Raw genomic sequence first — 20,243 nt, forward strand, 5'->3', positions numbered from 1 at the left:
AACGGCCTGCCCGGCGGCACCGGGCCGAGCGACGCCCTGCGCGCGCTGGCCGCCGTGGGCGGCTTCGAGCACGCGGCCATCGCGGGCTTCGTGCTGTGCGGCGCGGCGAACCGGGTGCCGGTGATCCTCGACGGCGTCATCGCCGGCTCGGCCGCCCTGGTCGCCGCCGCCCTCGACCCCCACGTCAGCGGTCACTGCGTGGCCGGCCACCGCTCGGCCGAGCCCGGCCACGCCGCCGCGCTCGACCATCTCGGGCTGCGCCCGCTGGTGGACCTGGAGCTGCGGCTCGGCGAGGGCACCGGCGGCCTGCTCGCGCACCCGCTGGTGTGCGCGGCCGTACGGGTGATGCACGAGGTGGCGACGTTCGACTCGGCGGGGGTCACGGAAAAGCCCGTGTGATGATGGGGGACACTCGAAACAGCACGTGAGGTGAGCAGTGTCCCGGTACGGTCCCATGTTCGGCCCTGACATCACGTTCCTCGGCGTGGACCGCTGCGACGTCGCGGACCCGGCCAGCTACGCCGGAGCCGACGTGGTGATCATCGGTGCGCCCTTCGACGGGGGCACCTCCAACCGGCCGGGCGCCAGGTTCGGGCCGATGGCGCTGCGCCAGACCTGCTACCTGCCGCACAACGGGTCCCGTCCGAGCCTGGCCCTGCGCGTCGACGCCCTCCGCGACCTGCGGGTGCTCGACGCGGGCGACGTCGAGTGCTACTCCGGCGACGTCGAGGGCTCGCTGGCCGCCATCGAGGACGCGGTGCACCGGATCGCCTCCTCCGGGGCGGTGCCGGTGGTGCTCGGCGGCGACCACACCGTCGCGCTGCCGGACGCGCGGGGCACCGCCAGGGCGTACGAGCCGGGCCGCACCTCGATGATCCACTTCGACGCGCACGCCGACACCGGCGACATCGAGTTCGGCCACCTGCACGGGCACGGCCAGCCGATGCGGCGGCTCATCGAGTCCGGCGCCATCCGGGGCGACCGGTTCCTGCAGATCGGGCTGCGCGGCTACTGGCCCGAGCCCGAGACGCTCGACTGGATGGCGGCGCAGCGCATGCGCTCGTACGAGATGACCGAGATCGTGACGCGCGGGCTGGAGGAGTGCCTGACGGAGTCGTTCGGGATCGCGCTCGACGAGTGCGACCAGGTCTTCCTGTCGGTGGACATCGACGTCTGCGACCCCGGGCACGCCCCCGGCACCGGCACGCCCGAGCCCGGCGGCCTGTCGGCCAGGCAGCTCCTCGACGCCGTGCGCCGGATCTGCTACGAACTGCCCGTGGCCGGGATGGAGGTGGTCGAGGTCTCGCCGCCGTACGACCACGCCGACATCACCGCGTTCCTCGGGAACCGCGTTATTCTTGAGGCACTCTCGGCCATGGCCAGACGCCGCAAAGACGCTCAGGGCGGGCCACGCTGGGACCCGTCGCAGCCTCTTCTTGACGGCCGTTGAGCCATGCGCAGCGAACGACGCACGGTGAGCCGGTAGGTTTACCTCCAAACACAACCTTCGCGAACGGGAGAATCCCCCCATGGGTCCCTACCTCCTCGGCCTGCGGCTTTCCGGCCGCCGGGTGCTCGTCGTGGGCGGCGGCCGCGTCGCGCAGCGGCGCGTTCCCGCGCTGCTCGAGGCCGGTGCGGAGGTCACCGTGGTGTCCCCGGCCGTCACCCCGGCCCTCGACGACCTGATCGCGACGGGCCGGGTCACCTGGCACGCGCGGCCGTACGAGGTGGGCGACTGCGACGGCGCCTGGCTCGTGCAGGCGTGCACCGACGTCAGGTCCGTCAACGCCGCGGTCGCGGCCGAGGCCGAGGCCAAGCGGGTGTGGTGCGTGCGCGCCGACGACCGCGACGCCTCCGCCGCCTGGACCCCGGCCGCCGGCCGGGTCGACGAGATCAGCGTGGCCGTCACCGCGGGCGGCGACCCGCGCCGGGCCGCGGGCATCCGCGACGCGGTCGTCGGCGCGCTGCGCGACGGCACGGTCGACGCCCGCCGCAACCGCACCAAGCCCGTCGGCGTGGCCCTGGTCGGCGGCGGCCCCGGCGACCCCGGCCTGATCACCGTGCGCGGGCGGCAGCTCCTCGCCCAGGCCGACGTCGTGGTGGCCGACCGGCTCGCGCCCCGGGCGCTGCTCGACGAGCTCGCCCCCGACGTCGAGCTGATCGACGCCGCCAAGGTGCCCTACGGCAGGTCGCTGTCCCAGGAGAAGATCAACGAGCTGCTGGTCGACCGGGCCAGGCAGGGCAAGTTCGTCGTCCGGCTCAAGGGCGGCGACCCGTTCGTGTTCGGGCGCGGCGGCGAGGAGATGATCGCCTGCGCCCAGGCCGGCATCCCCGTGCTCGTCGTCCCCGGCATCACCAGCGCCGTCGCGGTCCCGGCCGCGGCCGGGGTGCCGGTGACGCATCGCGGGGTGAGCCAGGAGTTCCACGTCGTCTCCGTGCACGTCGCGCCCGACCATCCGGCCTCCACGGTCGACTGGCCCGCCCTGGCCCGATCCCAGGGCACGCTGGTGCTCATGATGGCCGTGGAACGGCTGCCGAAGGTGGCCGAGGCGCTGCTTCGAGACGGACGTGCGCCGGAGACTCCCGTAATGGTGGTACAGGACGGTACCCTTCCGACCCAGCGGGCGGTAATCGCACCGCTTTCCACCGTGGCCGACCGCGTGTCCGCGGCTGGGATACGGCCTCCGGCGATCGTCATCGTCGGCGACGTCGTGCGGGTCGGCCAGGAGGTCGAGATGGTTCGAGCGGAGCGCTTGCCGTGAACACCGCCATGGATGACGGGCGGCACGAGTCGCTGGGGGAGCAGACGTTGAGCTTCCGCCCGGTGACGGACGACGACCTGCCCGATTCCCGGCCACCCGCGCCTTCGCCACCCGCCGCTCCCTCAGGCCCGCCGTCCGCCTCTCCTGCGGGCCCGTCGTCTGCGGCTGCCGCGGGCTCGCCGCCTTCGGCTTCCGGGGGGCCGTCGGCCTCGGGGGAGCCGTCGTCCTCCGCTGCCCGGCCGTCGCTCTTCCAGCCGTCGGCGCGCGCCGACGAGCCCGTCCTCCCTCGGCGGCCCACCGCCCCGCGGCTCCCGGCCGCTTCGCAGGAGCCCTCCGCCGGTACGGACGAGCCCGGCCCGTCCACGGGGCCCAGCCTCTTCACGCCGTCCCGTCCGGCCGACCGTCCGAGCCTGTTCACCCCGGCCCGTGCCGCCGACCCGCGTGAGGGGAACGAGACGCGTCCGAGGCCCGCCGCCTTCTGGGAACGAGGCCCCCAGGAACCGGACACCGCCCCGTCCCCGGAGACCGAGCCGACGCCCGCGACCCCGAACGCCACCGCCACCGACAGCGAAGAGGCGTCTTCCGACGCCGAACAGGCGCCGCCCCCGGCGGCCGCCGCCCCTGACGCCGACGCCGACGCCGGGAACTCTGCTCATGCCGATGGCGGCTCGGAGGGCGACGGCGTTCCCCGGCCCGATGACGATCCCGCTTCTGAGGCCGAAGCGGCGCCCTCGGCCGAAGGCGACGGCGACCCCAGCGAGGCGATGGACGCTGACGACAGCCGCGCCGACGCCGTCGCCGTCGCCGACCCCAGCGACGCCGCCACCTCCGTGGCCACAGAAGACGCCACCGGCTTCGACGCCTTCTCCCCGGCCTCCGACGTCCCCGCCGGCGCTGACTACCCCACCGACCCGGGAGACCCGGCGGAGGAGGAACCCGGATCCGAGGCCGACGCCGAGGAGGTCGCGTCCACCGTAGAGACCGATGACGCCGAAGCGGCCGCCGACGACCGCTCCGACGCCGTAGGCAACAGCGGCGAGACCGTCCCCAACGCCGACCCGAACACCGACGCTGGCCCGGACACCGACGCGGATGCCCTCGTCCGGGCGAACGCCGAAACCGACGCCAACGCCGATGCTGACACCGACGACCACTCCGCAGCGGACACCGACACCGCCCCGGACACCCACCCCGACGCGGATGCCGTCGTCCAGGCGAACGCCGAAACCGAAGTCGAAACCGACGACCACTCCGACGCGAACGCCGACGCCGACGCGAACGCCGACACCGACACCGACGGCGACGCCGACGCGGAGACCGACGCGGATGGCGACGCCGTAGCGGAGCCGGAAAGCGCGCCCGAGGAGGGGCCGCGGGTCGAGGAGTTGCCGGCCGAGGTCGTCGAGGCGATGACGTCGGCGCTGAGCGCGTTGCGCGAAAGCGTGTCCGACCTGCGCTTCAGCCTCGACCTGCCGGGAGCCGAGGAGGCCAGGCAGGCGCGGGCCGACCTGCTGGCCCAGCTGGAGAACTACGTCCTGCCCAGGGTGCGCACCAACACGGCCCCCGCGCTGATCGTGATCGCGGGCTCCACCGGGGCGGGCAAGTCCACCCTGGTCAACTCCCTGGCCGAGCGGAACGTCTCCCGCACCGGAGTGCGCCGCCCGACCACCGGCACGCCCATCCTGGCCTGCCACCCCGACGACAGGAAGTGGTTCGCGGAGGGCGAGCTGCTCAGCGGCCTCGAACGGCTGGACCGGCCCTCGCCCGACAGCGAGACGAGCGGCCTGGTCGTCGTGACGACCGAGAAGCTTCCGCAGGGCGTCGCGCTGCTGGACACCCCCGACATCGACTCGGTCGTCGAGGAGCACCACGAGATCGCTCACCGCATGCTCGACGCCGCCGACCTGTGGATCTTCGTGACCACCGCCGCCCGCTACGCCGACGCGCCCGCCTGGAGCCTCCTGCGCCTGGCCAAGGAGCGCGGCGCCCGCCTGGCCATCGTGTTGTCGCGGGTGCAGCCCCGCTCGGCCGACGTCGTGCTCAAGCATTTCGTCCGCATGCTGACCGAATACGGCCTGGGCGACATCGACCGGTTCGTGATCCACGAGGCGACGGTGACCGACGGCAGGCTGCCCGACAGCGAGGTCACCGACCTGCGCATGTGGCTGGCCGAGCTCTCGGTCGACGAGGCGCGCCGGGCGCAGGCCGTGCAGGAGACCCTGAACGGGGTGCTCAACAGCTTCCGCACCCGCGTGCCCGCGCTGGCCAGGCATCTGGAGGGCCAGGCGGCGTTCCGCGCCGAGCTGCGCAGCGACGTCGAGGCCGCCTACCTGGGCGCGCTGGCCGAGATCGACAAGGCGTCCAAGAACGGCTCGCTGCTGCACGGCGAGGTGCTGGCCCGCTGGCAGGACTTCGCGGGCTCCGGCGACCTGATGCGCTCGTTGCAGTTCGGCAAGAGCGGCAAGGCGGGCAGGCAGACGCCCGAGCGGGTGACGGCGTTCAAGGCGGCGATCCGGGCCGGGCTGGAGTCGGTGATCGTCGCCGCGGCCAACCGCGCCGCCGAGGAGGTGGTCGCGCGCTGGCGGCACCGTTCGGAGCTGGGCGCCAAGCTCGCCGACGGGCTCGACCGCCCGTCGGACAACCTGCTGCGGCACGCCGGGCGCGCCATCGCGTCCTGGCAGGACCACCTGAACGAGCTCGTACGCACCGAGGGCGTGACCAAGCGCTCGGTGTCCAAGCTCGTCTCGTTCGATCCCGACGCGCTCTCCCTGATCTTCACGGTCGCCATGTTCAGCGGCGGCGACGGGTCGGGCGTGCCGCACCGGCTCGTCAACGCGCTGCTCGGCGCGGAGTCGCTGCGCGGCATCGGCGCCAAGGCGCTCAGTGACCTGCGAGCCAGGATCGGCATGCTGTTCGACGAGGAATCCATGCGTTACGTACACGCTCTCGACTCGGCGGGCATCCCGGACGAGTCCGTCGCAACCCGCCTCTACCAGGCGACGTACAGCCTTGAGGTCGCCCGATGACGACGACCACGCCCCCGAGGGCGGGCCTCGCGCCGAGGTTGTCCGCGCTCAACAAGGTGGTGGAGCTCGGTCCGGGGCGGCTCGACCAGAAACTGCTCACCGAGGCCGGCGCGCTGCTGACGCGGGCCGGCGACCGGCTCAAGCTGTCGTCCGAGCACACCGTGGTCGCCCTCGCGGGCGGCACCGGCAGCGGCAAGTCGTCCCTGTTCAACGCCATTTCAGGGCTTGAGCTGTCGCCCACCGGCGTACGCCGTCCGACGACCGCCCGTACCCACGCCTGCGTGTGGGGGCTGGAGGGCTCGGCGCCGCTGCTCGACTGGCTGCAGATCCAGCCGCGCCACCGCTTCTCCCGGACCAGCGCGCTCGACAAGGGCGACAGTCAGCTCCACGGGCTGATCCTGCTCGACCTGCCCGACCACGACTCGATCCGGGCGCTCAGCGACAACGAGGCCGACCGGCTCATCGGGCTGGCCGACCTGGTGGTGTGGGTGCTCGACCCGCAGAAGTACGCCGACGCCTCCACCCACCGGCGCTACGTGACCGAGTTGGCCGGGCACGACGCGGTGACCGTGTTCGCGCTCAACCAGGCCGACAGGCTCTCCGCGGCGGAGCTGGCCGAGCTGGTCATCGACCTCAACGACCTGCTGCGCCGGGAAGGCGTCGAGCATCCCAGCGTCGTACCGACCTCGGCCGTCACCGGGCGCGGCGTCGAGAGCCTCAAGAGCGTGATCGCGACCGCCGTCGGCCGCCGCCGCGCCGCCGTCCAGAAGCTGGAGGCCGACCTCCAGCGGATGGAGCAGCGGCTCGCCGAGGCCATGCCGCTCGGCGACGCGCTGCTCGTGCCGTCGTCGGTCGACGAGGCGCGCAGGATGGGGCTCACCGATGCGCTCTGCGACGCGATCGGCGTCCCCGCCGTCGGCGAGGCCATGGAGAACGTCTACGCCGAGCGTTCCAGCCAGTGGGTCGGCTGGCCGTATCCGCGGTGGTTCGCCAAGTTCCGTCCGGATCCGTTGAAGAGCCTGCGTCTCGAAGACGTCGGCGACGAGATCCGGGGTATCACGACCGGCTCGGTGAGCGCGCATTCCGCCGAGGTGGCCAACGCCGTGCAGGCGCTCACCGACGGGCTGTCGGCCGGGATGGACCCGGTGTGGCGGACCGCGGTGCAACAGGCCGCGCGCTCGCACGCGTCCCGGCTGCCGAAGGCGCTGACCGAGGAGCTCACCGAGGTGGCGCCGCGCCTCGACCGGGTGCCCGGCTGGTGGCGGCTGCTCAAGGTCTGGCAGTACCTGCTGGTGGTGGCGTTCGTGGCCGGGGTGGTGTGGCTGGTGGCCGGGCTGACCGTGCCCGCGCAACTGCCCGCGACCCTGCAACTGGTCGGCGACGGCGCGGCGCTGCCGTGGGTGGCGCTCATGATGGCCTCCGTCCTGGGGCTGGGCGCGTTGTCGGGCATCGCCTCGCGCAACTTCGTGGAGCTGGGGGCCTCGCGGGAGCGGGAACGTCTGGAGCGGGAGATGCGCCGCAGGGTGTCGACGGTGTCGGCGAAGATGGTGGTGGAGCCGGTCGAACGCGAGCTCGGCCGCCACCACGCCTTCTACACGGCCCTGCGCGACCTCTCGGGCTGATCCCCCTCTTCTCGTACGCTTCCTGCACGACCGGCCTTCATCCACAGCCCTCCTCCGTCGCCGTCCCCTCATCCACAGAACGGCGTTCGCCCCCGCCCCACCCGGCCTGCTTCAGGCACGGTGTTCCCAGGTCGCGGGCAGTCCGCCCGCCGCATGGGAGGCACGGATGAACGACATCTACATCACGCTCACCGGAAACGTCGCAGCAGAGCCACGGCAGTACAGCTTCGACGACGGCACCAGGGTCACGTCGCTGAAGGTGTTCACCTCGCACCGCTACTTCGACAGGAAGACCGGGCAATGGACCGACGGTGAGCGCGTCTGCTTCACGGTCCGCTGCTGGCGTGCGCTGGGCGACAACGTCGCCGACTGCGTACGGGCGGGGCAGCCCGTCGTCGTGTCCGGCAAGCTCCGCATCCGCGAGTTCGGCGCGGAAGGCGACCGCCGGTTCATGCCGGAGATCGAGGCCAGCGCGGTCGGGCACGACCTGCGCTGGGGCACCGGCGTCTTCACCAAGCCGGAGCGCGGGGGCGGCCTGGGCTCGATGACCAAGGAGATGCGCGAACGCCTCGACGAGGAGACCCAGGACTGGGCGATGGGCACCAAGCCCGTCCGTCCGTCTTCCCTCCACCCGACCGCCGACCCGTCGGTCCCCGCTACCGCCGACGTCCTCCGAAGCGCACCCGCGCAGCCTCACGACGACGACGCCGGGCCGGACGCCGACCTCACGACGCTGGCCATAGCCGCCACCGACCCCGACGCCGCCACCCCGCAACCCAGCGCACGTCCCGAGCCCCGGCCTGACACCGCCGTGGATGACGACACCACTCCTGGCACGGTCACACCAGAGCAGCCGGGCCGCGGTTCGTCAGCCAAGGCCGCCACGGTCCGCGTCCTGGGCGCGTCCAGCAAGCCCCGGACGAAGACACAGACACCGGAGAAAGCCGCAGCCTGACACCATCGCCACCTGACGGCTGAGCACCTGCACCAGTGGATGCTTCCGCCGCGACGGACACGTGGCCGCTGCCCACGAGGGCGGGTGTCTTCATGCCGACCTACGCAACCCGCCATGAAGACACCCGCCCAAACCCGCCCAGCCCGCTCGCCTCGCCCCCCACAACCACACCGCCAGGTGCGCCCACAATGAGGACGCAGTGGGCGGCCGATCAAGCGAAAAGCGCGCCCCCGGCACAGCGCCCAACCCGCCGACTGCGCACCCACCTGCCCGGACCGCTCGCGCGCTGCGCAACGTACCCACCCGTCTGGACGGGGTTGCCCGTTGTCTGTATGGGCTCCTTAACCGCCTGACCGGGGCACCCACGCAACTGTCAATCCACCCAAGGGGGCGCATGCATGCGGAGGCGCACTGGCCCGGTTCGTCTCACGGTGATCCCCCACAGGGGTAACTACGCCCGGAGGCACGCTGCCCAGGTGAGGGTTGGTGCCGCTTGCCTCCTGGCGGTGCTCGGGTTCGGGGACGCGCAGGCGTCGAGGCGGACGGCATCGCGTGAAGGACATTCAGCGTCCTCAGGCGGTGACGCGACGCGCGTGCGGGCAACGGCGGGCAAGTGCGACGTGACGGAGTCGTATGTGTGATGCACTCCTTGATTGCGTAGGCCCAGACGCGCTGGTCATCGAGTTCCTCGACGGACCGGATGAAGGAGTGGTACGACCGATGGTTCACCGGCCATCGGTCAGGGGGAAAGCGATCGGGGCGGAGGGCAGCAGCCGATGGGCCGGCGCCCCGCGCAGGGGACGGCCAAGGGGAGGGGGAGGGGCATCGGCTGATGGCCCCGATGTCACCCCGAAGGGGGGCCGATGGGGTGTTTGTCCGTGTCAGATACCTAGAGCATGGGTCATGTCCAGGTCACGCCCCGCACCATGGTTGCTCCTTTCCGGCACTGCCCGCTCGCGGAGTGAGCGGGCGTGGTCGTTTCAACGTAGCGGTTCCCATCGCATAACGCACACTCCGCAATTATTGTGTTACACATCGTTAGTCAGGGAGGAGACGAGATGGCGGCGACCAGTCACGCCACGATCAAGTCTCGCGACGGTGTGTCAAGAATGGCCGGTCGTTGGCCATTGCTCGGGCAACGGCGCCCGCTTGTGGCGTATCTGTGCGCCATTGTCGCCCTAGATGCCGTCGCGATCACCTTGTTCACGAGATCTACCGAGTTCCACTGGCCGGATTTGCTGACCTTTGCCGCTCTCATGGCGTGCGGCGCGGTCTGCATCGAGGCCAGCAGGCGTCTGGGCATGCCCGCCGGAGTCTCGCGTGACCTGTTGTCGGCCTGGTGGCTGCCGGTCGCCCTGCTCCTGCCGCCGGTCTACGCCCTCTTTGCGCCGATCGTGCTGCAGATCCTTCTCCAGGTGCGCGTGCGCGCCACAGTTCTCTACCGTCGGGTGTTCAGCTCGGCGGCCATCGGTCTGGCCGGCTGCACGGCATCGGTCGCCTTCCACTGGGTCGTCCCCGACCCCTGGGTGCTGACGCGGGGGAGTGGGCCGCCGATCGCTTACGCGGTTGCGGCCGCTGTGCTGTTCTCCCTGCTCAACATTGGTCTCATCGCGGTCGCGGCGCACACGTCCGATCCTGAGGGGTCGTGGCAGGAGGTGTTGTGGAACCGGGAGAGCGTCCTGCTGGACGTCGTCGAGCTGTGTCTCGGGGTCACGGTCTCGATCGGGTGCGGGCTCAACCTGGCTCTGCTGGTGCTCGCGTTGCCGCCGGTCGTCCTGCTGCAACGCAGTCTGTTGCATGCGCAGTTGCAGGCCGCCGCCCGTACCGACTCGAAGACCGGGCTGCTCAACGCGGCCGCCTGGCAGCGGGAGGCCGACACCGAGATCCTGCGGGCGCGTCGCAGCGGTGACACGCTGGCGCTGCTGATCATCGACATCGACCACTTCAAGCGGGTGAACGACGCCCACGGACATCTGGTCGGCGACGAGGTGCTGGCCGGGGTGGCGGCCATGTTGCGCAGGGAACTGCGGGAGTCCGACGTGGTGGGGCGGTTCGGGGGCGAGGAGTTCGTCGTCCTGCTGCCGGGGGCGGACGTCGACGAGGCGCGGCAGGTCGCCGAGCGACTTCGTACGCACATCGGGCACATGGCCATCCCGGTGGACGACGCTCTGATCCGGATCACGATCTCGGTCGGGGTCGCGTTGATGTGCGTGCACGGTGACGATCTGATCGACCTGCTGGCCGCCGCCGACCTGGCTCTCTATCGGGCCAAGGAGCTGGGCCGGGACCGCGTCTGCATCCCCGTCGTCCAGCCGCCGCAACCGCCGTCGCCCGAGGAACAAGCCGTGTGACGTGCCTTCGCGCACGCCGTGTGGTGCGCGGTGGGATGTGCGGCGAATGCGGGCAGGCGCCTGAGGGACGGATGGGTCAGGGGCCTGCCCTCGGGTTGTGGCCTGACAGTCAGGGCGTGGTGACGCCGTCGCAGGTGACGAGGCGGACGGCGGGAGCCGAGACGATCTGGATGTGGGGTACGCCGGGGACCTCGACGTTGAGATACCCGCCCTCGATGGCGAACCGCACTCCTTCCACGGCCGACACCCGGCGGCCCTCGGAGTTCGTCAGCGTGTAGCCGTCGAGGAGTTCGACGGTGCCGTTTCTCCAGGTGGGGTTCATGCCTGCACCTCCGGGAAGTCCAGCTCGGGCTGGGCGAGGTGGTTGAAGTAGTTGGACAAGGTGTTCAGGGCGATGTGGCCCACGATCTCGGCGAGTTCCGCGTCCGAGACGCCGGCGGCCCGTGCGGCGTCCAGGTCCGCGTCGCTCACCGCGCCGCCTGTGTGCATGATCGCCTGAGTGATCGCCAGGACGGCGGCCGCGTGCGGCTCGTCGTCCGCGCCCTGCCGGGTCTGGAGAAGTTCCTCGTCGGACATGCCCATACGGCGTCCGCGCATGGTGTGGGCGCTCACGCAGTACGTGCAGTGGTTCTCCTGGGCGACCAGCAGGGCGATCTGCTCCCGCAGTCTCGGGGTGAGGGCGCCCGAGCCGAGGTGTTCGCGCATCGCGAGGTAGCCGGCCAGGGCGGCTGGGCCGTTGGCGAGGGCGGCGTACAGGTTGGGGACCTTGCCGAGCTGGCGGCGGGTCTGGTCGAGCAGACCGTCATTGTCTTCTGTCAGTTGTGGAAGGCGGGGCATGAGGTCTCCAAAACGGTACTGATCGGTTCCATCTGGGCAAGACGATACCGAACGGTTCCGTTTTAGGGAAGTTCGAGATAGCTTGGCGGTTATGCCCACACGTGCACGCGAACGACTGCTCGACGCCGCCGAGGATCTCTTCTACGCGGAGGGGATCAGGGCGGTGGGCGTCGAGCGGATCCTGAGTGTCTCGGGGGTGGGCCGCGCCTCCTTCTATCGGCATTTCCCGAGCAAGGACGACCTGGTCGTGGCCGTACTACGGCGGCGAGACGAGCGGTGGCGGGCCTGGCTGGCCGAACGCGTTGAGGCTCTGGGCGGCCATCCGCTGGACGTCTTCGACGCCCTGGCCGAACGGTTCGCGCGGGCGGATTTCCGTGGGTGCGCCTTCATCAACACCATGATCGAGACGGCGGATCCGGACAGTGCGGCACATCGGGTGGCGGCCGAGCACAAGGAGCGCGTGCGGGCGTACGTCTCGGGGTTGATCGAGCGCGACGGTCGCGCCGATGCCGCCGAGCTGGCGCACCTGTTCGTCCTGCTGGTGGACGGGGCCATCGTCACGGCGGTACGTGAGCGCTCGACCCGCCCGGCGCAACGGGCACGAGCCGCAGCCGCCGCCCTCCTCGCCCCAGCGCGGACCACCACGGGGACCACCGCAGGGGCCGAGACTTCAGGGGCCGCGACCTAGGAAGCCGTGGCGGACGCGGCCGTGGCGGAGGGGGCCATGGTGAGGGGGGGCCGTGGCTGAGGTCGGGCGGTGAACGGTGTCCCTGCCCGAGGTGGGCTCGGGGCCTGGGGTGTCATGGGTGATTCAGCGTGCGAGGGCGGTAAGGGGGGGCGGCCCCGGGACGTCACGGCGTTCGGGGGAGGTGGGGTTGGAGGGGTGGGGGTGCAGGGGCGAGCGGGGACGGGCGGAGGTGAAAGGGGCTGGGCGGCGGAAGCCTGCGTGTGCAGCCTCTAAGCTAGGGAGCATGCCGGAGTACATCTACACGCTGCAGCGCGTGCGCAAGGCGCACGGCGACAAGGTTGTCCTTGACGACGTCACGCTGTCGTTCCTGCCCGGAGCCAAGATCGGTGTCCTGGGGCCGAACGGCACCGGGAAGTCGACGCTGCTCCGGATGATGGCCGGCCTGGAGCAGCCGTCCAATGGCGACGCCAAGCTGATGCCGGGCTTCACGGTCGGCATGCTCCAGCAGGAGCCGCCGCTCAACGAGGAAAAGACCGTTCTGGGCAACGTGCAGGAGGGTGTCGCCGAGACGATGGCGATGCTCGAGCGCTACAACCAGATCGCCGAGCAGATGGCCACCGACTACAGCGACGAGCTGCTGGAGGAGATGGGCAAGCTCCAGGACCAGCTGGAGCACCGCAACGCGTGGGACCTCGACAGCCAGCTGGAGCAGGCGATGGACGCCCTGCGCTGCCCGCCGCCCGACGCCGAGGTGAGCAAGCTGTCCGGTGGTGAGCGCCGCCGCGTGGCGCTGTGCAAGCTGCTGCTTGAGGCCCCCGACCTGCTGCTGCTCGACGAGCCCACCAACCACCTCGACGCCGAGAGCGTGCAGTGGCTGGAGTCGCACCTGGAGAAGTACGCCGGCACGGTGCTGGCCGTCACCCACGACCGGTACTTCCTGGACAACGTGGCCAACTGGATCCTGGAGCTCGACCGCGGTCGCTGCTACCCCTACGAGGGCAACTACTCCACCTACCTCGACATGAAGGCCCAGCGCCTCAAGGTCGAGGGCCAGAAGGACGCCAAGCGCAAGAAGCGCCTGGAGGACGAGCTGGAGTGGGTGCGCTCCAACCCCAAGGCCCGCCAGACCAAGAGCAAGGCCCGTCTCCAGCGGTACGAGGAGATGGCCGCCGAGGCCGACAAGTTCCGCAAGCTGGACTTCGAGGAGATCCAGATCCCGCCGGGCCCGCGTCTGGGCACCACGGTGATCAAGTCCGACCAGCTCACCAAGGGCTTCGGCGACCGCCTGCTGATGGAGAGCCTGACGTTCGACCTGCCGCGTAACGGCATCGTCGGCGTCATCGGCCCCAACGGCGTCGGCAAGACCACGCTGTTCCGCATGATCACGGGTGGGGAGACGCCGGACGCGGGGTCGATCACGGTCGGCGACACCGTGAAGATCTCCTACGCCGACCAGAGCCGGGGCGGCATCGACCCGAACAAGAACGTCTGGGAGGTCGTCTCCGACGGGCTCGACCACATCAAGGTCGGCAACGTCGAGATGCCGTCGCGGGCCTACATCGCGGCGTTCGGGTTCAAGGGGCCCGACCAGCAGAAGAAGGCGGGGGTGCTGTCGGGCGGCGAGCGTAACCGGCTCAACCTGGCGCTCACCCTCAAGCAGGGCGGCAACGTGCTGCTGCTCGACGAGCCGACCAACGACCTCGACACCGAGACGCTGTCGTCGCTGGAGAACGCGCTGCTCGACTTCCCGGGCTGCGCCGTGATCACCTCGCACGACCGGTGGTTCCTCGACCGCATCGCCACCCACATCCTCGCGTGGGAGGAAGGCTCGAACTGGTTCTGGTTCGAGGGCAACTTCGCCGACTACGAGAAGAACAAGATCGAGCGTCTCGGCGCCGACGCGGCCCGTCCCCACCGGGTGACGTACCGGAAGCTGCACCGGGACTGACATCTCATCCCGGCACCGGGACTGACGAACACGTCTTGTCTTGGCACTGGGACGGACGGACACGTCTCGTCCCGGCATCGGGACGAGCGTCTCACTCCTGCGACGAGCGGCGGGCCCCTGCGGGGGCGCGCCGCTTTCGCGTGTTCCGGCAGGGCCGATCAGTGTTCGGGCTCGGTCGGGACGGTTCAGTGTGTGGGCTCGGGTGGGATGGGTCAGCTTTCGGCCTCGGTGAGGGCGACCTGGACGGGGGTGGGGGCGGGGCGTCGCCATGGACCGTTGAACAGCAGGATCGCGGGGACGAACAGCACGAGGCAGCCCAGGGCCACGAACAGCCACGTCTGCCAGCTCGTAGCCGCCACGACGTGCGGGATGACCAGCAGCCCGACCACCGCGATCGCCTTGCTCAGGAAGCCGAACAGCCCCCAGGCCGTGCCCTGCAGGCGCGGGTCGGCGTCCTCGGCGTCCTCGGAGTAGTTGGCCATCCAGGGGGCGTAGGCGACGCCGAGTGAGCCGCCGAGCAGGGCGCCGACCACCATGAGCGTGCCGGTGGAGACGCCTTCCTGGCCGAGCGCGACGGCGAGGTAGGCGGTGACCAGCACCGCGGCGATCGTCCCGGCGAGCGAGAACGGCTTGCGCAGTTGCAGGCGGTCCGACAGGCGGCCGGTGACGATCAGCGTGACCAGGTTCAGGCTCCAGAACGCGGCCATGATCGTGGACGCCTGCGCGCTGCTGATGCCGAGCGCGCCCACCAGCATCGTCTGGCCGAACAGCGACAGCGTGATGTAGAGGACCAGCCAGAGCGAGATGCCGACGACGTGGGCCCAGATGTTGCGCCGGGCGAACAACGACCGGACGGTGGGCGGACGCCGCAGGTCGACGACCTCCTCGGCGGCCCGTTCGGTGTGCTGGATCCTGGCCCGCAGCTCGGGGGACAGGTCGGCGATGTTGAACGCGATGACCACGGAGATCACCAGCGAGAAGCAGCCCATGATGACGAACTGCGACCGCCACGACTCGTCGAAGATCGGCAGCGTCCAGCCGGCGACGGCGGCGGCCAGGAAGTTCGCGCCCACCGGGCCCCACGTCCAGAACCCGAACGCCTGCGCCCGTCCGAGCCGTGGCGAGAAGTCGCGGATCAGCGGCGCGGTGGAGGCCATGGCGACGCCGTCCACGAAGGCCAGCAGGATGCGGGCGATCAGCAGGTCGCGCGGGCTGTGCACGAGCGTCATGGCGAAGCAGCACACGGCGGTGAGGGCCATGAGCGGGATGAGCAGGCGGACCCGGCCGACCCGGTCGGTGAGCCGCCCGCCCAGGATGGAGGCCACGGCGCCGGCCACCGCGGCCGCCCCCGACACCGCGCCGTACGTGGCCAGGGACATGTTCAGGTCTTTGAGCAGCAGGGGTACGACGGGCGCGATCTGCCCTTCGTAGGAGCCGATGAGGATGGCCAGGACGGCCATGGTGAGGATCTTCATCCGGCGGGCGCCGGTCGGGTACTCGTCGAGCTCGCGGACGTAGGACAGCCTCATGACAAGCCTTTCTGTCGAGCCTAGGCCCCCCGTCATGAGTTATAGAAGCTAGCTCTAGAATCCATTTCTGAGATGCTGCTCCTCGCATCGGCCGGCGTCAAGAGTGCGTACCCGGTATCAGATGATTAGAATCAAATTCTAGGATTCGTTCGTAGTGAGGAGCCGGGCGTGGACCTGGAACTTGACGGCCTCGACGTGACCTTCGACCACACGGCCGTGGCCGCTCCCCGGATCAGGGACCTGCTGCCGATCTATCGCGACCTGCTCGGCGGTCGCCATCTGGGCGGCGGCGGGGACAACCGGATCAGCGGGTACCGCACGCTGCAGCTCACCTACTCCAACGGGAGCAAGGTCGAGCTCATGGAGCCGCTGACCGGGTCCACGTTCTTCGACAGCTTCTTCGAGCTGACGCGGGGGCGGGGCGGCGTCCATCATCTGAACTTCCACGTCGGGGACATGGACGCGGCGGTCGCCCGGCTCACCGGGCGCGGCTACCGGCTGCACGGGCTCAACCGGGCCGACGTGCGCTGGCAGGAGGTGTTCCTGCACCCCAAGGAGGCGCACGGCGTGCTCATCCAGCTCGCCTGCCCGGGGTTCCGTGACCCGGACGAGGCCCGCCCGACGCTGGAGGAGGTGCTGGCGGGACGCGGCCGCAACGGCGACGGCATCCCCAGCCCCTGAGTCGCGGAGGCTTCCCCGGAACCGAACCCAGCTCTAGAGTGCAATTCTAGAACTAGAGTGGGGAGGCCCATGAAACCGGCACCGAAGCCAACGCCCGAGACCCAGCCGTTCTGGGACGGCACGGCCGCGGGGGAGCTCAGGATCCAGCGCTGCCAGACGTGCGCGCGGCACTACTTCTACCCCCGGCCGAGCTGCCCCCACTGCGGTGGCGGAGACGTGGAGTGGGTGCGCGCGACGGGCCGCGCGACCCTGTACTCGTACGTGATCAACCATCGTCCCGCGCCCGGTTTCGAGGACGGCGGGCCCTACGCCATCGCCGTCGTGGAGCTGGAGGAGGGCGTGCGGATGATGACCAACATCGTCGGCGTGCCCAACACCCCCGAGAACCTGCCGCTGGACATGGAGCTGCGGGTGGTGTTCGAGCGGCGTGGCGACGTGCACGTGCCGCTCTTCGAGCCAGCGGAGGGCGCCCGATGAACATCGTGATCGCCGGGGCGGCCGAGACCGACGAGATCGGCCGCCTGCCGGACCGCTCCACCTTCCAGCTCCACCTGGAGGCCGCGCGCAACGCCCTCGCCGACGCGGGCATGACGAAACACGACATCGACGGCATCGCCACGGTCGGCACGCCCGGCCCGATCCAGGTCGCCCACGCCCTCGGCATCACGCCCTCCTGGCTCGACGGCACGGGCGTGGGCGGGTCGTCGTTCCTGTTCCACGTACGGCACGCGGCCGCCGCCATCCGGGCCGGGCTGTGCCGTACCGTGCTGATCACGCACGGCGAGTCGGGACGGTCGCGCGTCGGCGCCGGCCGGTGGGGGCTGGGCGCGGACTCGCTGCTCGGGCAGTTCGAGCTGCCGTACGGGGTGGTCGGGCCGCCGACGTCGTTCACCGTCACGGCGCTGCGCCACATGAAGGAGACCGGCCTCACCCACGAGCAGCTGGCCGAGGTGGCGGTCGCGCAGCGCCGCTGGGCCTCCAGGAACCCGCGGGCCATGTACCGCGACCTGATCACGGTCGAGGACGTGCTCGCGTCCAAGCTCGTCGCCTACCCCTTCCACCTGCTGGAATGCTGCCTGGTGACGGACGGCGGCGGCGCGCTGGTCGTCACCTCCGAGGAGCTGTCGCGCCGCCCGCCGGTGTACCTGCTCGGCTCCGGCGAGGCCATGGACGCGCCGATGGTCTCGCAGATGGAGGACTTCACCACCTCCAAGGGCTTCCGCCTGTCCGGCCGGGCCGCCTTCGCCGAGGCCGGGATCTCCCACGACGACGTCGACCACCTGATGGTGTACGACGCCTTCGCCCACGTGCCCGTCTACGGCCTGGAGGACCTGGGCTTCGTCGGCCGGGGCGAGGCTGGGGCGTTCATCGCCGAGGGGCACACCTCGCCCGGCGGCCGGCTGCCGATGAACACCAACGGCGGCGGCCTGTCCTACACGCACACCGGCATGTACGGCATGTTCGCCATCCAGGAGTCGGTGCGGCAGCTCCGGGGCGAGGCCGCGGCCCAGGTGCCGGACGTGGAGGTGAGCGTGGTGCTGGGCAACGGCGGCATGTTCGCCTCCGCCGCCACCCTCGTCCTGGCTTCCCGGTTGCCCTAGGTTCCGCGCACGGCCCTCCGGGCAGGCGAGCCCGGACGGGCCGATGGAACGGGATGGAACGGAATGGAACGCCTCTCCATCGGAAGCGGAAGATCCTGAGAAGAGGAGACGGCGATGCCGAAGTTCATGGACGTGCACAGTGGTTTCGTCGGCGTCACCGAGGAGCAGTTGCGCGAGGCCCACGAGCGGGACCTGGCGGTCGAGGGGGCCGAGGGTGTGCACTTCGAGCGGGCCTGGCTCGATCCGGACTCGGGCAAGGTGTTCTGCCTGTCGTCGGGGCCGTCGAAGGAGGCGGTGATGCGGGTGCACGAGAAGGCCGGCCATCCCACGACGGAGATCTACGAGCTGCCCATCGAGGTCGAGTAGCCACGACCCGGCCACCGGACCGGTGACGGCCGCCCGCGCTGCTGCGGACGCGGGCGGCCGCCACCGAGACGCCCCGACCCACGAGGCCCCGGACGCGCAAGGCCGCGAAATAGCGCCCAGGCGGGCGAGGTCGCGAAAAGCCGTCCGGGCGCGCGAGGGCGGGAAAAACCGTCCGGGCGGGCGCGTCGGGCGGCGGGCCGCGCGCGAGGGCCGTACTAGATTCGTCGGGTGAGCACGGGAGCCGCGCGCGGGGTGGGGCGGTTCGTCAACGGCGAGTCGGTCTACGGGACCATCCTGACGGCCGGCGTCGTCTCCGGGCTCTCGCACTGGATCGCCGACCCGGCCGAGCTGCTGGCCACCGCGATCGGCACGGTCATCGTGTTCTGGATCGCGCACGCGTTCGCCGAGATCGTCGGCGACCGGTCGCCGGACGTGCGCAAGGCGGTGCGGGGCGCGGTGACGCGGTCCACGGGCATGTTGTGGGGGCTGGTCCCGCTCACGGTGATCCTGTGCGTGGCGATGACCGGCGTGATGTCCGTGGACGCGTCGGTGTACCTGGAGATCGGCGTGTCGGTCGTCCTGCTCACCGTGCTCGGCTTCTTCGCGGCGGCGCCCAAGACCGACCGGCTCTGGATCCGGCTGCTCTGCGGAGCCGGCTCGGGCGCCCTGGGAGCCGTGATGATCCTGCTGAAGAGCCTTGACCATTGAGCAAGGGCGTCCGAGCCGACAGGTCAGGAGGGCGGCGGGCGCCAGGTGATCAGCGCGTCCAGGGCCTCGACGCGGGAGCCGGTGACCAGGAGCGGGTTGATCTCCAGGGACTCCAGGTCGTCGCCCAGGCTCTCGGCGAACGCGGCGATCCCGGCCACCACGTCGGCCACCGCGTCCAGGTCGGCGGGCTCGGTGCCCCTGGCGCCGTCCAGCAGGGCCGCGCCGCGCAGCTCGGACAGGGCCCGGCGGACCTCGCCGGCGTCCACCGGCAGTACGCGCAGGGCCGCGTCCCGCAGCACCTCCACCCAGACGCCGCCGAGCCCGACCGCCAGGGTGAGCCCCCAGGCCGGGTCGCGCACCACGCCCGCCAGCAGCTCGATCCCGCCGTCGCGCTGCGGCTGGACCAGGACGCCCGCGTCGGGGGCGTGCGCCCGCGCCGCGGCCACCACCTCCCGGTACGCCTGCCGCACCTCCTGCGGGCCGGACAACCCGAGCCGCACCCCGCCGATGTCGCTCTTGTGCCCGAGCCCTTCGGCGGCGGCCTTGAGCACCACCGGGTAGCCGAACCGCTCGGCCGCGGCCACCGCCGCCGCCTCGTCCGCCGCGGTCTCGGACGGCACCACAGGCAGCCCCGCGGCGGCGAGCAGGGCGGCTGCCCGGTGCTCGGCCCACACGCCGTGCGCCCCCTCGGGCGCGCCCCCCGATGCGCCCCCGGATGTGCCGGTGACCGCCGCCCGCCCGGCCGGGCCGCCGCCGGTCAGGGCCCTGCGGTGGGCCTCCGACCAGCGCACCGCCGCGCCGAGCGCGGTCAGGCCGTGCTCGATCCCGCCCATGACGTACGGGAAGCCGGTCTCCCGCTGCACCTGGCGTCCGAACTCCGTGACGTCGGTCAGCACGTTGCTCACCACCACGACCGGCACCGGCGACTCGGCGATGCGCCGCGCGCTGGCCTGGTACATGGCCAGGACGGGCGCGGGGTCCGCAGGGGCGATCCTGGGCGGTTCGGACAGCAGCATGACCAGGTCGATGCCGGGATCGGCGGTCACCGTCTCCAGCGCGCGGCCGAGCAGGGTGCGGTCGACGAGGACGTAGCCGGTGACGTCGAGCGGGTTCTGCACGGTGCCGAACGACGGCACGATCCCGGCCAGCCGCTCGACCGTCGCCGCGGC

The 20,243-nt window shown here is 71.3% G+C and carries 18 protein-coding genes; 14 read left to right on the forward strand and 4 right to left on the reverse strand.

Annotated elements, in window-relative coordinates:
- From ACWCSD_RS24385 to ACWCSD_RS24415, 7 genes are all read left to right on the forward strand, one after another.
- Positions 1–399, forward strand: a 399-nt coding sequence (locus ACWCSD_RS24385; protein WP_449918111.1) for a nicotinate-nucleotide--dimethylbenzimidazole phosphoribosyltransferase, incomplete at its 5' end; no start/stop codon positions are given.
- Between the two features lie 37 nt (positions 400–436).
- Positions 437–1,450, forward strand: a complete 1,014-nt coding sequence (speB, locus tag ACWCSD_RS24390) for an agmatinase (protein WP_449918113.1) — start codon at positions 437–439, stop codon at positions 1,448–1,450.
- Positions 1,451–1,529: 79 nt separating this feature from the next.
- Positions 1,530–2,762 (forward strand): uroporphyrinogen-III C-methyltransferase, encoded by a 1,233-nt coding sequence (gene cobA, locus ACWCSD_RS24395; RefSeq protein WP_387678946.1) that lies wholly within the window; start codon positions 1,530–1,532, stop codon positions 2,760–2,762.
- Between the two features lie 764 nt (positions 2,763–3,526).
- Positions 3,527–5,788 (forward strand): dynamin family protein, encoded by a 2,262-nt coding sequence (locus ACWCSD_RS24400; protein ID WP_449918117.1) that lies wholly within the window; start codon positions 3,527–3,529, stop codon positions 5,786–5,788.
- Entirely contained in the window at positions 5,785–7,410 is a 1,626-nt protein-coding gene (locus ACWCSD_RS24405) for a YfjP family GTPase (RefSeq protein ID WP_397161769.1), read from the forward strand. The genes ACWCSD_RS24400 and ACWCSD_RS24405 overlap by 4 nt, the downstream gene beginning before the upstream one ends.
- 166 nt (positions 7,411–7,576) lie before the next feature.
- A complete protein-coding gene (locus tag ACWCSD_RS24410) occupies positions 7,577–8,365 on the forward strand; it encodes a single-stranded DNA-binding protein (RefSeq protein WP_449918121.1) in 789 nt (262 codons plus the stop codon).
- Positions 8,366–9,423: 1,058 nt separating this feature from the next.
- A complete protein-coding gene (locus ACWCSD_RS24415) occupies positions 9,424–10,716 on the forward strand; it encodes a GGDEF domain-containing protein (protein WP_397161767.1) in 1,293 nt (430 codons plus the stop codon).
- Between the two features lie 109 nt (positions 10,717–10,825).
- Here ACWCSD_RS24415 and ACWCSD_RS24420 read toward each other — a convergent pair whose 3' ends face one another.
- Positions 10,826–11,038 carry a hypothetical protein gene (locus ACWCSD_RS24420; RefSeq protein ID WP_397161766.1) on the reverse strand — a complete coding sequence of 71 codons (213 nt, stop codon included), beginning with the start codon at positions 11,036–11,038 and terminating at the stop codon, positions 10,826–10,828.
- On the reverse strand, positions 11,035–11,553 hold the full coding sequence (locus ACWCSD_RS24425; protein WP_397161765.1) for a carboxymuconolactone decarboxylase family protein: 519 nt from the start codon (positions 11,551–11,553) through the stop codon (positions 11,035–11,037). The genes ACWCSD_RS24420 and ACWCSD_RS24425 overlap by 4 nt, the downstream gene beginning before the upstream one ends.
- Positions 11,554–11,644: 91 nt before the next feature.
- Between ACWCSD_RS24425 and ACWCSD_RS24430 the strand changes: the two genes are divergently transcribed.
- Both ACWCSD_RS24430 and ettA read left to right on the forward strand, forming a co-directional pair.
- The gene (locus tag ACWCSD_RS24430; protein WP_449918125.1) at positions 11,645–12,241 is read left to right on the forward strand and encodes a TetR/AcrR family transcriptional regulator; all 597 of its coding nucleotides are present in this window, start codon (positions 11,645–11,647) and stop codon (positions 12,239–12,241) included.
- A gap of 283 nt (positions 12,242–12,524) precedes the next feature.
- On the forward strand, positions 12,525–14,189 hold the full coding sequence (gene ettA, locus ACWCSD_RS24435) for an energy-dependent translational throttle protein EttA (protein WP_358294775.1): 1,665 nt from the start codon (positions 12,525–12,527) through the stop codon (positions 14,187–14,189).
- A 212-nt stretch (positions 14,190–14,401) separates the two neighbouring features.
- Here the strand turns inward: ettA and ACWCSD_RS24440 are convergent, their stop codons facing one another.
- Positions 14,402–15,718 (reverse strand): MFS transporter, encoded by a 1,317-nt coding sequence (locus ACWCSD_RS24440; protein ID WP_397161763.1) that lies wholly within the window; start codon positions 15,716–15,718, stop codon positions 14,402–14,404.
- A gap of 168 nt (positions 15,719–15,886) precedes the next feature.
- On the opposite strand from ACWCSD_RS24440, the gene ACWCSD_RS24445 reads away from it, so the two are divergent.
- The 5 genes from ACWCSD_RS24445 (at position 15,887) to ACWCSD_RS24465 (ending at position 19,074) form a co-directional block, all read left to right on the forward strand.
- Positions 15,887–16,399: a VOC family protein gene (locus ACWCSD_RS24445; protein ID WP_358294771.1), complete on the forward strand. Its 513-nt coding sequence runs from the start codon at positions 15,887–15,889 to the stop codon at positions 16,397–16,399.
- A 69-nt stretch (positions 16,400–16,468) separates the two neighbouring features.
- Positions 16,469–16,876, forward strand: a complete 408-nt coding sequence (locus ACWCSD_RS24450) for a Zn-ribbon domain-containing OB-fold protein (RefSeq protein WP_449918129.1) — start codon at positions 16,469–16,471, stop codon at positions 16,874–16,876.
- Positions 16,873–18,000, forward strand: coding sequence for a thiolase C-terminal domain-containing protein (locus ACWCSD_RS24455; protein ID WP_358294767.1), 1,128 nt, complete (start codon positions 16,873–16,875; stop codon positions 17,998–18,000). The genes ACWCSD_RS24450 and ACWCSD_RS24455 overlap by 4 nt, the downstream gene beginning before the upstream one ends.
- Before the next feature lie 114 nt (positions 18,001–18,114).
- Positions 18,115–18,366, forward strand: coding sequence for an SCO4226 family nickel-binding protein (locus tag ACWCSD_RS24460; protein WP_358294765.1), 252 nt, complete (start codon positions 18,115–18,117; stop codon positions 18,364–18,366).
- 228 nt (positions 18,367–18,594) lie between these two features.
- Positions 18,595–19,074: a hypothetical protein gene (locus tag ACWCSD_RS24465; protein ID WP_387678979.1), complete on the forward strand. Its 480-nt coding sequence runs from the start codon at positions 18,595–18,597 to the stop codon at positions 19,072–19,074.
- A 23-nt stretch (positions 19,075–19,097) separates the two neighbouring features.
- Here ACWCSD_RS24465 and ACWCSD_RS24470 read toward each other — a convergent pair.
- On the reverse strand, positions 19,098–20,243 hold a 1,146-nt coding region (locus ACWCSD_RS24470), incomplete at its 5' end, for an acetate--CoA ligase family protein (protein WP_449918132.1).

The sequence above is a fragment of the Nonomuraea sp. NPDC001684 genome, from assembly GCF_053596515.1.

What these genes read in the sequence shown, in the direction of transcription:
- cobA (WP_387678946.1), top strand. Translation starts at nt 1,530, where the DNA reads ATGGGTCCCTACCTCCTCGGCCTGCGGCTTTCCGGCCGCCGGGTGCTC.
- ACWCSD_RS24400 (WP_449918117.1), top strand. Translation starts at nt 3,527, where the DNA reads ATGGACGCTGACGACAGCCGCGCCGACGCCGTCGCCGTCGCCGACCCC.
- ACWCSD_RS24405 (WP_397161769.1), top strand. Translation starts at nt 5,785, where the DNA reads ATGACGACGACCACGCCCCCGAGGGCGGGCCTCGCGCCGAGGTTGTCC.
- ACWCSD_RS24410 (WP_449918121.1), top strand. Translation starts at nt 7,577, where the DNA reads ATGAACGACATCTACATCACGCTCACCGGAAACGTCGCAGCAGAGCCA.
- ACWCSD_RS24415 (WP_397161767.1), top strand. Translation starts at nt 9,424, where the DNA reads ATGGCGGCGACCAGTCACGCCACGATCAAGTCTCGCGACGGTGTGTCA.
- ACWCSD_RS24420 (WP_397161766.1), bottom strand. Translation starts at nt 11,038, where the DNA reads ATGAACCCCACCTGGAGAAACGGCACCGTCGAACTCCTCGACGGCTAC.
- ACWCSD_RS24425 (WP_397161765.1), bottom strand. Translation starts at nt 11,553, where the DNA reads ATGCCCCGCCTTCCACAACTGACAGAAGACAATGACGGTCTGCTCGAC.
- ACWCSD_RS24430 (WP_449918125.1), top strand. Translation starts at nt 11,645, where the DNA reads ATGCCCACACGTGCACGCGAACGACTGCTCGACGCCGCCGAGGATCTC.
- ettA (WP_358294775.1), top strand. Translation starts at nt 12,525, where the DNA reads ATGCCGGAGTACATCTACACGCTGCAGCGCGTGCGCAAGGCGCACGGC.
- ACWCSD_RS24440 (WP_397161763.1), bottom strand. Translation starts at nt 15,718, where the DNA reads ATGAGGCTGTCCTACGTCCGCGAGCTCGACGAGTACCCGACCGGCGCC.
- ACWCSD_RS24450 (WP_449918129.1), top strand. Translation starts at nt 16,469, where the DNA reads ATGAAACCGGCACCGAAGCCAACGCCCGAGACCCAGCCGTTCTGGGAC.
- ACWCSD_RS24455 (WP_358294767.1), top strand. Translation starts at nt 16,873, where the DNA reads ATGAACATCGTGATCGCCGGGGCGGCCGAGACCGACGAGATCGGCCGC.
- ACWCSD_RS24460 (WP_358294765.1), top strand. Translation starts at nt 18,115, where the DNA reads ATGCCGAAGTTCATGGACGTGCACAGTGGTTTCGTCGGCGTCACCGAG.